14 protein-coding genes are annotated in these 16,255 nt (G+C 34.9%); all 14 read right to left on the bottom strand.

The genetic code is table 11. The annotated features are described in order from the left end of the window. Window positions 1-35: 35 nt before the first annotated feature. The 14 genes from DU428_RS04940 to mraZ all read right to left on the bottom strand — a co-directional run bounded on the left by DU428_RS04940 (window position 36) and on the right by mraZ (window position 16,252). Window positions 36-485 carry a GatB/YqeY domain-containing protein gene (locus DU428_RS04940; RefSeq protein ID WP_072349921.1) on the bottom strand — a complete coding sequence of 150 codons (450 nt, stop codon included), beginning with the start codon at window positions 483-485 and terminating at the stop codon, window positions 36-38. 94 nt (window positions 486-579) lie between these two features. Further along, the gene (gene ftsZ / locus DU428_RS04935; RefSeq protein WP_113966233.1) at window positions 580-2,589 is read right to left on the bottom strand and encodes a cell division protein FtsZ; all 2,010 of its coding nucleotides are present in this window, start codon (window positions 2,587-2,589) and stop codon (window positions 580-582) included. Between the two features lie 26 nt (window positions 2,590-2,615). Beyond that, window positions 2,616-3,962: a cell division protein FtsA gene (gene ftsA, locus DU428_RS04930; RefSeq protein ID WP_113966232.1), complete on the bottom strand. Its 1,347-nt coding sequence runs from the start codon at window positions 3,960-3,962 to the stop codon at window positions 2,616-2,618. 3 nt (window positions 3,963-3,965) lie between these two features. After that, a complete protein-coding gene (locus DU428_RS04925; RefSeq protein ID WP_317047506.1) occupies window positions 3,966-4,658 on the bottom strand; it encodes a cell division protein FtsQ/DivIB in 693 nt (230 codons plus the stop codon). 16 nt (window positions 4,659-4,674) lie between these two features. Next, window positions 4,675-6,030: a UDP-N-acetylmuramate--L-alanine ligase gene (murC, locus tag DU428_RS04920; RefSeq protein WP_113966230.1), complete on the bottom strand. Its 1,356-nt coding sequence runs from the start codon at window positions 6,028-6,030 to the stop codon at window positions 4,675-4,677. Further along, window positions 6,030-7,130 (bottom strand): undecaprenyldiphospho-muramoylpentapeptide beta-N-acetylglucosaminyltransferase, encoded by a 1,101-nt coding sequence (murG, locus tag DU428_RS04915; RefSeq protein WP_113966229.1) that lies wholly within the window; start codon window positions 7,128-7,130, stop codon window positions 6,030-6,032. The genes murC and murG overlap by 1 nt, the downstream gene beginning before the upstream one ends. Before the next feature lie 26 nt (window positions 7,131-7,156). Next, window positions 7,157-8,362 carry an FtsW/RodA/SpoVE family cell cycle protein gene (locus DU428_RS04910; RefSeq protein WP_072349927.1) on the bottom strand — a complete coding sequence of 402 codons (1,206 nt, stop codon included), beginning with the start codon at window positions 8,360-8,362 and terminating at the stop codon, window positions 7,157-7,159. Between the two features lie 17 nt (window positions 8,363-8,379). Further along, on the bottom strand, window positions 8,380-9,717 hold the full coding sequence (gene murD, locus DU428_RS04905; RefSeq protein ID WP_113966228.1) for a UDP-N-acetylmuramoyl-L-alanine--D-glutamate ligase: 1,338 nt from the start codon (window positions 9,715-9,717) through the stop codon (window positions 8,380-8,382). 40 nt (window positions 9,718-9,757) lie between these two features. Further along, a complete protein-coding gene (gene mraY / locus DU428_RS04900) occupies window positions 9,758-10,999 on the bottom strand; it encodes a phospho-N-acetylmuramoyl-pentapeptide-transferase (RefSeq protein ID WP_113966227.1) in 1,242 nt (413 codons plus the stop codon). 51 nt (window positions 11,000-11,050) lie between these two features. Continuing rightward, window positions 11,051-12,514: a UDP-N-acetylmuramoyl-L-alanyl-D-glutamate--2,6-diaminopimelate ligase gene (locus DU428_RS04895; protein WP_113966226.1), complete on the bottom strand. Its 1,464-nt coding sequence runs from the start codon at window positions 12,512-12,514 to the stop codon at window positions 11,051-11,053. Beyond that, window positions 12,511-14,484 carry a penicillin-binding protein gene (locus DU428_RS04890; protein WP_113966225.1) on the bottom strand — a complete coding sequence of 658 codons (1,974 nt, stop codon included), beginning with the start codon at window positions 14,482-14,484 and terminating at the stop codon, window positions 12,511-12,513. Before DU428_RS04890 ends, DU428_RS04895 begins: the two co-directional genes overlap by 4 nt. 60 nt (window positions 14,485-14,544) lie before the next feature. Then, window positions 14,545-14,865: an FtsL-like putative cell division protein gene (locus tag DU428_RS04885; protein WP_072349932.1), complete on the bottom strand. Its 321-nt coding sequence runs from the start codon at window positions 14,863-14,865 to the stop codon at window positions 14,545-14,547. Window positions 14,866-14,898: 33 nt separating this feature from the next. After that, window positions 14,899-15,795, bottom strand: coding sequence for a 16S rRNA (cytosine(1402)-N(4))-methyltransferase RsmH (rsmH, locus tag DU428_RS04880; RefSeq protein WP_113966224.1), 897 nt, complete (start codon window positions 15,793-15,795; stop codon window positions 14,899-14,901). Then, window positions 15,782-16,252, bottom strand: a complete 471-nt coding sequence (gene mraZ / locus DU428_RS04875; protein WP_072350022.1) for a division/cell wall cluster transcriptional repressor MraZ — start codon at window positions 16,250-16,252, stop codon at window positions 15,782-15,784. Before mraZ ends, rsmH begins: the two co-directional genes overlap by 14 nt. Window positions 16,253-16,255: the final 3 nt, after the last annotated feature.

Raw genomic sequence — 16,255 nt, 5'->3', positions numbered from 1 at the left:
TATCCTTGAAAAACAAGGATGACAATCTATTTGTATTAAGCTAATTTTGCTTTTACAATAGTTGAAATTGTTTTTCCATCAGCTTGACCAGCTAATTTCTTATTAACCATCCCCATAACTTTTCCCATATCTTTCATTCCTTCTGCTCCAACTGCTTGTATGATATCTACAACAACTTTTTCAATTTCTGCTTCACTTAATTGTGCAGGCAAAAACTGACTAATTACTTCTGCTTGTGCTAATTCTGGTTCTGCTAAATCTTCTCTGTTTTGTTCTGTGAAAATAGCCGCGCTATCCTTACGTTGTTTTACAAGCTTAGATAGAATTTTAATTTCTTGTTCTTCTGAAATTTCTTCTTTAGAACCTGTTTCCGTTTGCGCTAAAAGTAATTCTGATTTTATAGCTCTTAAAGCAGATAATGCTGTTTGATCTTTGGTTTTCATTGCAGCTTTCATTGCTGTCATGATATCTTGTTGTAAGCTCATATTGTATATTTTTTTGTGTTGCGAAGATAAAATAAAAAACCCGAAAAACCTTTTTGTGAGTTCTTCGGGTTTACTAAAGTTTATATCACTAAACTTAATCTACATTATCGTGTAAAAATGAATTATTACTTCGTAATTGTATATCATCATTATCGTCTGTACTTATACTTGTTCCTGAAATACTAGTACTTTGAGAAGAATGTCTTACGTTATCTAAATCTAGACCTTGACGTTTGTATGCTGGAATTTTTTCTATATCATCAATTTTTGAATGATTGAATTTATAGTTAAAATCCTTCATTTTACGTCTGCGCTCATCTGCTCTTTCTTTTAGCATTTCTGAAATAGGATCGTTCATAGGGTCTATCTCCTCTGCAACTTCTTCATTTTTTGGCTCAGGAACAGGAGTTCCTACAACTCTTCTTTCGAAAGAAATACTGTTATCCTCTATTTCTAAAGCAGGCTTTTCTTTTTTGCCTTTACTAATTGTAGACTCAAATTCGTCGTCATAATCTTCAAGGATATAACGCTTTTCGCCATCTTTATTAACTTCTGTTACATTAACAATTTCTACATGTTCTCTAACTGGAATATTTTTAATTTCTTCCTCGTTTAGTTCATGTACTACTTTAGTTTCTTTAACTTCATTTACCGGAGCAGACTCTTGTACTGGCTCTGGTTCTGGCGTAGTTAAAGGTAAATCGAAAGATAGCGTTATTTGTTGCTCTTCTTCGTGAATAACTTGAGGTGCTTCTACTTTTGGAGCAGCATCTGTAATAACAAAATCGTCTTGCTCTTCCTCTTCATAAGAAGCTTCTTGCGAACTTATTGAAACCTCATCATAAACCACGTTTATATTTTTAATAGCTTCTGATGTTGGAATAATTTCCGGTTCATTCGTTATCTTTTTTTTTGGTGGCTCGATGGTATCTAATTCATCCAAATCTAAAGTATGCTTCACTACTGGAGCTTCTTCTTTTTTCTCGAATTCGATAGTTGGAGCGACAGTATTTTGAGGTGCAGCAGGTTTTTTTGGCAATTCCTTATTAGGACTTAATTGTTCTTCTAGTTTATGAATAACTTTTTTAGTTTCTGTATTAGAAATTTCATCTTGTTGTTCCACATCAAATCCAGTAGCAATAATAGTTACAGCAATAGACTCATCTAATGATTCATCTTCACCAACCCCCATAATAATGTTTGCACCATGACCAGCTTCGTTTTGAATGTGGTCATTGATTTCTCCTATCTCATCAATAGTAATTTCTTGTGCGCCAGAAACGATTAGCAACAGTACATTTTTGGCTCCTGTAATTTTATTATCATTAAGCAACGGTGAATCTAAAGCCTTACGAATAGCATCCTGAGCACGGTTTTGGCCAGAAGCTGTAGAAGAACCCATAATGGCAGTTCCGCTATTACTTAAAACCGTTTTAGCATCACGTAAATCTATATTTTGTGTATAGTGATGTGTAATTACCTCTGCTATACCACGTGAAGCAGTAGCTAAAACTTCATCTGCTTTAGAGAATCCAGCTTTAAAACCTAGATTACCATAAACTTCACGAAGTTTGTTGTTATTAATTACAATTAAAGAATCTACAACATTACGTAATTTCTCTATTCCATCTTGCGCTTGTTTGTTACGCATTTTTCCTTCAAACTGGAAAGGCATAGTAACAATACCAACCGTTAAGATATCTAAATCTTTAGCCATTTTAGCGATTATTGGCGCCGCTCCGGTTCCTGTTCCACCACCCATTCCTGCAGTGATAAATACCATTTTTGTGTTGGTATCTAACATGCGTTGTAGGTCGTCAAAACTTTCTATTGCCGATTGCTCTCCTATATCTGGATTTGCACCTGCACCTAAACCTTCTGTTAAGCTAATACCTAACTGAATTTTGTTTGGCACACCGCTATTTTGTAGTGCTTGTGCATCTGTATTACAGATGACGAAGTCTACACCTTTTATTCCTTGTTGGAACATGTGGTTGATGGCGTTACTTCCTCCACCTCCTACTCCTATCACTTTAATTACATTAGATTGATTTTTTGGTAAATCAAATGCAATGTTGGTCTCGAATTCTTTGTTGCTGCTCATGAATTTCGTATTTATTTTCTTACTGTTTACTCTACTTTATCTAAAAAATCTCTTACGCTTTCTGTTAGTTTATCTAAAAACGAACGTCTGCGTTTTGGTTTGGTTGTTTCTGTTACTGTTTCTTGTGGTTGATCTTCACCTTCAACTTCTGTTTCTGTTTCTGCTTCTTCAAGCACTATTTCTTCTTCTTGTAACTCTTCGGTCTTTTTTCTTTCGTTTCTTTTTAAACCGTCCATAACCAAACCTACGGCTGTTGCATATAAGGGACTCGTAATTTCTTCATCACTTCCTCCTGCTAAATGCTCATTAGGAAAACCAATTCTGGTATCCATTCCTGTAATATATTCTACTAACTGCTTTAAATGTTTTAATTGTGCACCACCACCGGTTAAAACAATTCCTGCAATTAGTTTCTTTTTTTGTTCTTCGTGGCCATAATTTTTAATCTCTAAATACACCTGCTCAACAATTTCTACTACACGAGCATGAATTATTTTTGAAAGGTTTTTTAAAGAGATCTCTTTTGGCTCTCTTCCTCTTAAACCTGGAATAGAAACAATCTCATTTTCTTTATTTTCTCCTGGCCAAGCTGAACCGAATTTTGTTTTTAAAAGTTCGGCATGTTTTTCAATGATAGAACAACCTTCTTTTATGTCTTCTGTGATTACATTTCCACCGAAAGGTATAACCGCTGTATGACGAATAATTCCGTCTTTAAAAATCGCTAAATCTGTTGTACCGCCACCTATATCAATTAGGGCAACCCCAGCTTCTTTTTCTTCTTGGCTTAAAACTGCGTTTGCTGAAGCAAGTGGCTCTAAGGTGATGCCTTCTAAATCTAACAAGGCAGTTTTTATACATCTTCCTACATTTCTGATAGAAGCAACCTGACCAACTACAACATGAAAATTCGCCTCTAGTCTGCCACCATACATACCAATTGGTTCCGTAATTTCAGCTTGACCATCTACTTTATATTCCTGTGGTAAAACGTGGATAATCTCTTCACCTGGAAGCATTACCAACTTATGTACTTGGTCAATTAATCTATCGATATCATCTTCATCAATTACCGTTTCAGAGTTTGACCTGGTGATATAATCACTATGTTGCAAACTACGTATGTGTTGGCCTGCAATACCTACGGTTACTCCTTCAATCTTTTCGTTAGCTGCAGCTTCTGCTTCTTGAACTGCAGTTTGAATAGACTTGATGGTTTGCGTAATATTATTTACAACACCACGATGCACACCTAGACTCTTAGATCTACCAATGCCTAATATTTCAACTTTTCCGTATTCATTTTTACGACCAATCATTGCCACTATTTTTGTGGTTCCAATGTCTAGACCTACTGCTATATTATTCTCCATAGTTTACGTTTTGGTGCACACTACTTGGTTATCAAACTGTAAATTAACTTTACTGTAATCATTAAGTGTTTTTTCTTTTAATGCCTTTTGATAAAATACTTTTAGGTTGTTTATCTTTTTATCTAATTGTTTTAAATCCCCCAAATGCACTATAAAAGTGCTCTGTCTTAATTTTAGTTGAATAGTACTATCCTTGCTTTGATTTATTTGGATTACATATTTTTTCAGAAAGCTATCTTCATCTACTTTTTTAGCGATTTTATATATGTTTTCTAAAGCATTTTTATCTACAAATCCTGTTACAAGTGGTACTCTTGCTGCGTGATTTGTTGACAGCGGCATATACCCACCTTCATCATCTAAATAGTAGGAAGTATTTGTGCTTATTCTTGCTATAGGATTTTTCTGTTCTACTTCTGCTTTAAGCTCCCCATTTACGGAAACATACACTTCCGCAGACTTGATCATTGGGTTAGAATTCAGGGCAGATTCCATTTTATTCAAATCTAAAATTTCTTTTGGTGCATTAGAAGCTATTTGTTGACTTTGTATCAACAACTTACTAACATTTGCATGGGTTATAAATAGGTTATTATCGCCCAAAAATTGAATCTCTGGTTCCGAAACTATTCTTTTGCTGTTTTTAGCTGAAGAAAAGGCATACAGAAACACTACTAATACTAGTAGAACAAACATTTTTATGTAGTTCCAATTAATTCGCATTTAATAACGATTCTCTAATTTGTTTAACTTCTACTCCAATATCACCTGCACCCATGGTTAAAACCACCTGTGCATCACTTTCTTTAATTTTAGCAACTATATCTTTTTTTGCAATAAGTTGCTTGTTTTTATTTTCTATTTTTTGCAATAGCCAATTAGAGTCTACTCCTAGAATTGGCAATTCTCTAGCCGGATAAATATCTAGCAATAAAACCTCATCAAATTGCGATAAACTCTTAGCAAATTCATCTGCAAAATCTTTAGTTCTTGAAAACAAATGCGGCTGAAATATTGCTAACACCTTTTTTCCTGGGTACATTTCTCTAACCGCTTGGTGCACCGCGTTGATTTCTTCTGGATGATGTGCATAATCATCTACATATACCAAATCCTCTGTTTTAATTTGATATGTAAACCTACGTTTCACTCCTTTGTATGATGCTAACGCCTCGACAAGCTGTTGGCAAGGGCAACCAAATTCTACAGCCATTGCCAAGGCGATTAAAGCATTCGACAAATTATGTCTACCTGGTAGGTTAAATTGAACATCTTCTAGCGTTGCGTTTGGCATTTTCACATCAAACACATAGGCACCATTTTCTATTTTTATATTTTGTACGGAGTAATCTGAATCATCTTCAATCCCGTATGTTATCCCTTCTAAAGGCAAGCCGTTTCTAACAAACAACTTTCCTCCTGGTTTTATTTTCTTTGAAAAATCTTCGAAAGACTTCACTAATTCAGAAGCATCACCGTAAATATCTAGATGATCTGCATCCATAGAAGTGATACAAGCTAAATCTGGCGACAAAGTTAAAAATGATCTATCAAATTCATCTGCTTCTACAACAGAAACTTTACTTCCATTTAAAATTAAATTAGAATTATAGTTTTCACTAATTCCGCCTAAAAATGCAGTTTGCTCTACATCACATTCTTGTAACAAATGTCCTAAAATACTAGTTGTTGTAGTTTTACCATGCGTGCCTGCAACAGCTAAACAAAAAGTATTTTTAGTAATTAACCCTAAAACTTCAGAACGTTTTAAAACCGTAAAATTATTATCACTCTTAAAATAAGCCAACTGTCTGTGATCTTTTGGAACTGCAGGAGTATAAACTACTAGTGTAGTATCATAATTTAAAAATGCATCTGCAACTTCTGCAATAGAATCTTCAAAATGAACGGCAATACCAATATCTTCCAAAGCATCAGTTATATCTGATTTGGTTTTATCATAACCAGCAACCTTTTTTCCGCTAGCATGGAAATAACGCGCTAAAGCACTCATACCAATCCCGCCGATGCCGATAAAATAGATGTTATGTATATTGTCTAAATTCATTAATTTAATAGTTTTTCAACTTCGTCTACTATTTCTTTTGTTGCATGTACTAATGCTAGCTTCTTTATGTTGTCTCCTAATTCTTTTTGTCTTTCTGGTGAAGCCATTAATTGCGAAAACTTGTTTTCAAAATCTACAACCAAATCTCCTTCTTTAATAAGCATTGCTGCATTTTCATTTACAACCGCCATAGCGTTTTTTGTTTGATGATCTTCAGCTACGTTGGGTGACGGGATAAAAATTACCGGCTTCCCAACAATACAAAGCTCACTAACAGAACTAGCTCCTGCTCGAGAGATAATTACATCTGCCGCCGCATAGGCTAAGTCCATTTTATTAATAAACTTATGCAACTGCACATGCTTTTCGTTTCCGTTTAACTTATATGTCTTATAGTACAACTTTCCGCACTGCCAAATAACTTCCATATTCAACGTATGGAAAAAATCTAGCTCATCTCTAATAAGCTCATTTATTCTTCTTGCTCCTAAGCTTCCTCCAATAACTAAAAGTGTCTTTTTTCCTTCCGTTAAGTTGAAATACTTTTTTGCTTCAGCAACTTTAGAGTCTATATCTAACAAATCTTGACGTACCGGATTTCCTGTTTTTATTATTTTATCTTTCGGAAAAAATCTTTCTAAACCATCATAGGCTACACAAATCTTCTGCACTTTTTTTCCAAGTAACTTATTGGTAATTCCTGGAAATGAATTCTGTTCCTGAATTAAGCTAGGCACACCATTTGAAACCGCCATTTGTAGTAAAGGTCCGCTTGCAAATCCACCAGTACCAATTGCTACATCTGGCTTAAATTGCTTTACAATTTTTCTAGCATTCCAAAGACTACTAACTAACTTAAACGGAAACATTAAATTTTTAAGGGTCAATTCCCGCTGAATACCCGAAATCCAAAGTCCCTTTATTGCATAACCTGCCTGCGGAACTTTCTCCATCTCCATTCTATCCTTCGCTCCAACGAAAAGGAATTCTGCTTTTGGAAAGCGAGATTTTAACTCGTTTGCAATAGCAATTGCAGGATAGATATGTCCTCCTGTTCCTCCTCCTGAGAGTATTATTCTATGTTTTTTATCTTTCGTCACGAAAAACCGTTTCTTATTTTTTCTATTTATATTGTTTCAGCAAGAATATCTAAGGGATTATTATCAGCTCCTTCCATACCTTCCTTACTTTTATCCTCTTCACGCTTAGCACTCACACTTAAAATAATTCCTAAAGCCAAACAGGTCATCCAAATAGATGTTCCTCCACTACTCACTAGCGGTAAAGTTTGTCCAGTTACAGGGAATAGTTGCACAGCAACTCCCATATTTATTAAGGCTTGAAAAACAATTGGCAAACCAACACCAAGCACTAGTAATTTTCCAAAAATAGTATCACATTTTTGAGCAACAATTACTATTCTAAAAAGCAACCACATGTATAATATCACTAAAGAAATACCTCCAATCAAACCATATTCTTCAACAATAATGGCATAAATAAAATCGGAAGAAGATTGTGGTAAAAAGTTTTTCTGTATACTTTTTCCCGGGCCAACTCCCTGAATTCCCCCACTTGCAATTGCAATTTTAGCTTTCTCAATTTGATAATCTGCTTCAGTTACTTCAGAGTCTGAAAAACTTTCAATTCTACTCATCCATGTATCCACTCTGTTTGGCATAGCATCTGGAAAAGCTTTAGCCATCAAAATAAACATCACTAAGGTTAGTATTCCGACTCCAATTATTACAGATAGATAACGTAAAGGGTAACCACCTAAAAACACTAACACACATACCATTGAAAATATAATTGCAGCAGTAGAAAAGTTTGCAGGAAGAATTAAACCAAGAACAGAAAATACAGGAAGCCACAAATACAATAAGCTACTTTGAAATGAAACCAATTCACCTTTAACCCTCGCCAAATACTTAGCTACATAAGCCATAATAACAACACCCGCAAAAGTTGAGGGTTGAAAAGTAAACCCTACAACCGGAATCCTTATCCACCTACTTGTATTTGTTCCTGAACTTGAAGCACTACCTTGAAATAAGGTTAAAAACAACAGAATAATAACGACAGGAATCAATACTGCAGACAGCCCCCTAAAATATCTGTATGGTACTTTATGAACAGTAAATAACACACCAAAACCTAATAACAGGTGTATAAAATGCTTAGTAAGTAAACCGAATGTTCCAGAACTACCCTTTACATAAGCTAAATTACTCGCAGCACTATACACAGGAAGGAAGGAGAAAATAGCCAACAAAGCGACTATTGCCCAAATTAATCTATCTCCCTTTATGTTATCAAATAGTTTTTGCATTATTCTTTTTACACTTTTTACAGATTTCTAACTGCCTCTTTAAATTGTCTTCCTCTATCTTCATAGTTTTCAAACAAATCGAAACTTGCGCAAGCTGGAGATAATAAAACATTATCACCGCTTTCTGCTAACTTATAAGCAATCTTAATTGCTTCGGTCATGTATTGTGTTTCTACAATAATATCTACCATATTCCCAAAAGCCTCTATAATCTTTTGGTTATCAACCCCTAAACAGATGATTGCCTTTACTTTTTCGTTTACGAAAGGATATAACTCTTGATAGTTATTTCCCTTATCTACTCCACCAACAATCCAAACTGTTGGAGCATCCATACTTTCTAAAGCATAGTAAGTAGCGTTTACGTTAGTTGCTTTTGAGTCATTTATATATTGAACTTTGTTAATTTTCAATACATTCTCTAAGCGGTGCTCAACTCCTTGAAAATTTTCTAAACTTTCACGAATTGTTTGCTTTCTTATTTTTAACAAATGCGCTACTGTTGAAGCAGCCATAGCATTTTTAATATTGTGTTTGCCTTCTAGTGCTAGATTGGTCTTTGGCATAATTATTTGGTTATTATCTATTGTTAATATTATGTTTTCCTGTTCTAAATACGCGCCATTTTCTATTTTTCTGACTAATGAAAATGGCAATAATGTGGATTGTACTGGATGCGCATCTAACCAATTAGTTATTACCTCGTCATCTGCATCATAAATCAAATAATCTTCTTTTGTTTGATTTTTTGCGATACTAAATTTAGAAGCGATATACTTTTCAAATTGGTTATCATACCTATCTAAATGATCTGGAGTAATGTTTGTGATTACAGCGATTTGTGGTTTAAAATCAATAATTCCGTCTAACTGAAAACTACTAATCTCTAACACGTAATTTTTATAATCCTTCTCTAGAACTTGCTTTGCAAAACTATCTCCAATATTTCCCGCTAAACCAACTTCTATTTCTTGTTTTAATAGATGATGCATTAGCGAAGCTGTTGTGGTTTTACCATTACTTCCGGTAATTCCTACAATAGTTGCATTGGTATATTTTGAAGCGAATTCTATTTCGGAAATCACAGGAATATTCTTCTGTATTAATTGCTGAACTAAAGCAACTTTATCAGAAATTCCCGGACTCTTCATTACAACGTCGGCATTTAGAATTTTAGATTCTGTATGCTGTTGCTCCTCCCATTCAATCTCATTATGTATAAGAACTTTTTTATATTTCACTTTTATTGTTCCTTTATCTGAAACAAATACCTCATAGCCTTTTGCCTTTCCTAAAAGCGCAGTTCCTACTCCGCTTTCTCCTCCTCCTAATATGACTAATCGTTTTTTACTCATTCTGTATCTACATTCCTACCTTCGTAGGAACGACAAGCATTTATCTAATCTTTAATGTTACTATTGTTAGTATGGCTAATAGAATTCCTACAATCCAAAACCTAGTAACAATCTTACTTTCGTGATATCCCGATTTCTGATAGTGATGATGCAAAGGCGACATTTTAAATATGCGTCTTCCTTCACCATATCTTTTCTTTGTGTATTTAAACCAACTTACTTGCATTACTACCGAAAGGTTTTCAGCTAAAAAGATTCCACATAACACAGGAATAAGCCACTCTTTTCTTACTGCAATAGCTATTACCGCGATAATTCCCCCTATGGTTAAGCTTCCTGTATCCCCCATAAAAACCTGAGCAGGATAGGTGTTATACCATAAGAAACCGATTAATGCTCCTACAAATGCAGCTATATAAATAGTGATTTCTTCAATTCGTGGGATATACATGATATTCAAGTAATCTGAAAACACGATATGCCCAGACACAAATGCAAAAATTCCAAGTGTGAATACTATAATGGCGGATGTTCCGGCGGCAAGTCCATCAATTCCATCTGTAAGATTTGCGCCGTTTGAAACTGCTGTAATAATAAAAATAGAAGCCAGTATAAATACAATCCATGCATATTTTGCCCATTTTGGGTTTATCCAAGTAATTAGGCTTGCATAGTCAAACTCATTTCCTTTTACAAAAGGAATAGTTGTTTTTGTAGACTCTTCTTCCGCTTTAAAAAACATACTCGGAGTAGCATTTGGATTTTGAGCTAAAATCTCTTGTTGTTGTGCTACTGGCAGTTTTTCTTTAATAGTTACATCTGGACTAAAGTAAAGTGTAGCCCCAACGATGATTCCTAGCCCTACCTGACCTAAAACTTTAAATCTTCCTTTTAGACCTTCTTTATCGTTTTTAAACTTCTTGATATAATCATCTAAAAAACCGATTGCACCCATCCAAAGGGTAGTAACAATTAGCAGAATGATATAAATATTCTCAAGTTTTGCTAAAAGAAAAACCGGTAACAAGGTTGCAATTATAATGATGACACCACCCATTGTTGGCGTACCAGCCTTTTCTGCCTGTCCTTCTAAACCTAGATCTCTAATGGTCTCTCCTACCTGCTGTCTTTGTAAAAAGCCTATAATACGCTTACCAAATATTGTAGAAAACAACAACGATATTATTATAGCAGCAGCAGCTCTAAAAGTTGTAAAACTATAGAGTGAAGCTCCTGGGAATTGGTAGTGTTTATCTAAATATTCAAAAAGGTAGTATAACATTCTTTACTTCATTTATTGAGATGCTTTAACAAGCTCTGCCTAACATCTTTATTATTTTTCTAATTGTTTTAAGAATTCTTGCACTATTTTGAAATCATCAAAATCATGACGCTTACCATGAATCTCTTGATAGGTTTCATGTCCTTTACCAGCTATTAAAATGATATCATTTGCATTTGCTAACTGACAAGCGGTTTTTATAGCCTGTCTTCTATCGGTAATAGACATGGTTTTTTTGAAATTCAGAGGATCCACACCTTTTTCTATATCTTCAATAATAGCTTCAGGAACTTCTGTTCTTGGATTATCACTAGTAAAAATAGCTTTGGTACTTAAAGCCGAAGCGATATTACCCATTTTTGGTCTTTTGGTTTTATCTCTATCACCACCACAACCAACAACCGTAATTAGCTCTTCGTTTTTCGTACGAATACTATTTATGGTTTGCAACACGTTTTGCAATGCATCTGGCGTATGTGCATAATCTACTATTGCTGTAATTTTAGCATCTGAAATCAAATACTGAAACCTTCCGCTAACACTTTCTAAAGCACTTATTAATCGAAGAATCTCTACTTTCTCTAAGCCTAACAATTCAGCAGTAGCATAAATCGCTAAAACATTATAAGCATTGAATTCCCCAATAAGCTTTGTCCACACCTCAGCATTATCAATCTTAAGCAACAAGCCACTAAATTGATTTTCTAAAATTTGCGCTTTATAATCTGCATAGTTTTTTAGTGCATAGCTATGCTTTATAGCTTTAGTATTTTGAAGCATCACATTTCCATTCTTATCATCTACATTTACTAATGCAAAGGCAGTAGATGGAAGTTTATCGAAAAACTGTTTTTTCACATCTCGATACTCTGCGAATGTTTCATGATAATCTAAATGATCATGGGACAAATTCGTAAAAATCCCACCTTCAAAATGAAGTGCTTCGGTTCTATTTTGATGAATTCCGTGAGAACTCACTTCCATAAAGCAAAACTCCACACCCTCATCGCTCATTTCTTTTAAATAACGATTGATGGTTAATGAATCTGGAGTTGTATGAGAAGTTTGATACTCTTTTTCATCTACCATAATTTTCACCGTAGAAAGCAGTCCAACTTTATATCCCGCGTTTTTAAACAGCTGATACAACAAAGTAGCAATAGTTGTTTTACCATTAGTACCTGTTACCCCAACAAGTTTTAAGTTTTGCGAAGGAGAACCGTAATAATTAGAAGCAATTATTGCTAGTGCAGCTGTTGCCTCTTTCACCTCAACATAGGTGATATTAGGCTCAAGATTATCTGGTAAATTCTCACAAATTATAGCTTTTGCACCTTGCTTGATAGCTGTTTCAATATAATCGTGACCATCTACAATAGTACCTTTTACCGCAACAAAAACATCATCAGCAGTAATTTTGCGTGAGTCAGAATTTATATTTCTAACAAACACCTTCGTACTACCAACAACTGCATTGATATTTACTTTATATAATATGTCTTTTAACTCTATCACGATGCTACTAAAACTATTGTTTGTTTATTCTTAAGCTTGGTATTTTTATCTATTGATTGTCTTTTAACAATTCCAGCACCTGTAATTTTCACCTGCACATCTACATCCATATTTTCTAATAAAGAAACAGCATCCATCGCAGGTAAACCAACCACATTAGGCATAATGGTTTTATACGTTTGAGCCGTTTGATAATATGATTGAAACTCTTTTTCAACAGAAGCATTTTGTACCTCTAGCGTTTCTACCTCATCTGTTATAGGTGTGTCTGTAAATATCTTTTGCGCAATACGTTTGAATACTGGCCCAGAAACATCTGCTCCATAATATCCTTTTTTAGTACTAGGCTTATGTATTACTACAATGCAAGAATATTTTGGGTTTTCTGCTGGAAAATAACCTGCAAAGGTAGACACATATCTACGGTTATCTTTCCAATCTTTCATCCAATACTCTGTTTGAGCTGTACCCGTTTTACCTGCCATAGAAAAATGTGATGAATACAAGCTTCTTCCGGTTCCACGAACCACAACATTTTTAAGTATCTCCTGAATTTCACCTAAGGTTTTATCGGAACAGATTTTATTATTTATAACTTCTCTATCAAAAGTCTCTATAGTCTTTTCAAACTCTTTTACTTCTTTAATAAATCTTGGTCTAACCATCACTCCGTTATTAGCAACAGCGTTATAGAAGGTTAATGTTTGCAAAGGTGTCAACCTCACATTATAGCCATAAGCCATAGAAGGCAATGCATTTCTACTCCACAACTCATGCCCCGGACCAGGAATCACTGGCTCCCCTTCTCCTATAATCGACAACCCTAAAGGCTTATCTAAAGACCAACTTTTTAATCTATTAATAAATTTTTCTGGCTTACTAGCATAGTTTTCATCTACAATAGAAGCTAGTGCTATATTTGATGAAACCTCAAAAGATCTTGCTACAGATATTTTTCCGTAACCACCATGTTTTGAATCGTAGATAGACCTTCCGTAAAAAACTTTTCTTCCTTGTTTTGTATCTACAACAGTAGAAGTATCCACCACCTTATCTTCTAAAGCAGCCATTAAAGCCATTAACTTAAATGTAGAACCTGGCTCGTGCGATTCCCCTACAGCGTAATTTAGTTTTTCGTAATAAAAATTTCTACCAGTTTTACTATCATGGGTTCTTCCTAGGTTGGAAATAGCTCGAATCTCACCAGTTTCAACCTCCATAACCACAACACAACCATGTTCTGCATCATATTCTTCTAATTGCTTTAACAAAGCATGATGTGCTATATCCTGAATATTCACATCTATTGTTGTATAAACATCGTAGCCGTCTTTTGGTTCAACCTGGTTATAATCTACTATAGGTTTCCATTGTCCTTTTCCAATTTTCTGCTTCAATCTCTCTCCATCAACACCACTTAAGTACTTCATACCAAAAGCACCATCAATTCCCGGGCGTGTTATATTTCCATCTTCATCTACACGCTCATAACCAATAGTACGCTGCGCTATACCACCCATTGGGTGTTCTCTTTTTGTAGTTTGCTCCACAATAAGACCTCCTTTATAAGCTCCTAAATTTAGCATTGGGAAATTGCGAAACTTCACATAATCCCCATAACCTATATTCTTTGCCAAGCGGTAATATCTATTTCTATTAACTCTTGCTTTACGAAGTTCTTTTTGATAATAAGAAGATGGCTTTCCATGATACTTTGAAAGCTCATCACTTAAAGGTTTTAAATATTTTTCAAAAGTTGCAGAACTTGGTGTAACAGCATCAAATCGGATATCATACTTTGGAACAGAAGTAGCTAAAAGATTTCCATTAACAGAATATACATTTCCACGATTGGCAGGAATAGTCACTTTTTTAACTAACCTCTCTGCTGCCAACGCTCTGTACTTATCACCTTGCACAAACTGTATAGTAAGTAATTTAACCACAACAGCCAGAGCAAAGATGAACATACATCCTGCAACAAAATACGATCGGTTTAATATGTTCTTTTCGCTTACTGCCAATTTGAACTATTCTTTTTGTGATTTAACTTTTATTTTATGTGGGGGGATTTCTGAAATAGCAATTCCCTTTTCCCCCATCTTCTTTTCTAAATAAGATTCTTTTTTCAGCTTCATGAGTTGTCCTCTACCATCTATCATAATTGAGCGAAGCTCTTTTACCTCATTATTAAGTTTAGCAATCTCATGTACTTTTTGATCTGCACTATGCGAACTACCTATAGTTACAATAGCCAAAGTCAACAAGTAAAAAATCATCACCCAGTTTTGAGAAGCCCCATTACTAGTCAAAAATTTTCCTTTTAATAAACTATAGATGTTTTTTTTCATCTTTACTCTTACTGAAAACTAATACTCTTTTAACTAAAACTTTTTAGCAATTCGAAGCTTTGCACTTCTCGCTCTATTATTCATCTTAATTTCTTCTCTTGTCGGAACAATAAGCCCACCAACTTTCTTAAGTGGCACTTCATAATTTCCAAACATATCTCGCTCAGGTTCTCCTTCAAACAGGCCATTTCTAATAAAACGCTTTACCAACCTATCTTCTAAAGAGTGGTATGAGATAAAACTTAATCGCCCATCTTGCTTTAAAACCTCTGGTGTTTGCAATAAAAACTCTTTTAGAGCTTCTATTTCTTGATTCACCTCTATACGTATAGCTTGATAAATCTGCGCTAAAACTTTATTCTCTTTTTTATGTTGCAAAAAGCGCTTCAACACACTTTTTAACTGCTCACTTGTTTTTATTGGCTCACTTTCTCTTTCCTCCACAATCACTTTAGCCATAGCTGGAGCTTGCCTTAATTCACCATATTGCAATAATACCTGCTTCAATTGCTCCTCATCATATTCATTTACCACATGAAAAGCAGAAAGATCACTTTTCTGATTCATCCTCATATCTAAGTCCGCTTCAAATCGGGTAGAGAAACCACGTTCCGCCACATCGAATTGATGTGAAGAAACTCCGAAATCAGCCAAGATTCCATCTACCTGCTTCACCCCATAAAACCTTAAAAAGCGTTTCATGTGTCTGAAATTTTCATGAATCAAGGTAAAACGCTCATCGTCTATAGTATTTTCAAGAGCATCTGGATCTTGATCAAAAGCATACAACTTTCCGTTTGGACCAAGCCTTCTCAATATTTCTTTACTATGACCGCCACCACCAAAAGTGACATCTACATAAATGCCATCTTCTTTGATATCTAAACCGTCAACGGTTTCTTTTAGTAAAACCGGATTATGATATTCCATCTTCGTCATCGTCTTGTCCCATTACCTCTTCTGCTAAATCTGCAAAATCTAAAGCAGCAGCATCAATAGCTTGTTCATATTTATCTTTATCCCAAATCTCAACAATGTTTATTGCAGAAGAAAGCACAATATCTTTTGTGATATCTGCAAAAACCACCAGGTCTTTTGGGATTAACAATCGACCTGTTGCATCGACCTCAACCATTTTCACACCAGCAGTAAATCTTCTAATAAATTCATCGTTTTTTTTATTGAAACGATTAAGCTTATTTATCTTGCGCATTAGCACTTGCCATTCGCTCATTGGATACAATTCCAAACAAGGTTGAAAAACTGCTCTTTTAAGCACAAACCCATCTTGCAAAACAGGAGATAACTGCTTTTTCAGCGCAGCAGGAAGCATTAACCTTCCTTTTGCGTCAACTTTGCATTCGTATGTTCCTATCAATGAGTTCACTGT

The organism is Oceanihabitans sediminis, from assembly GCF_003337215.1.
GTDB lineage: Bacteria > Bacteroidota > Bacteroidia > Flavobacteriales > Flavobacteriaceae > Oceanihabitans > Oceanihabitans sediminis.
Note: the sequence above shows the minus strand (reverse complement) of the source record. Positions and strands in the feature narration are given on the sequence as shown.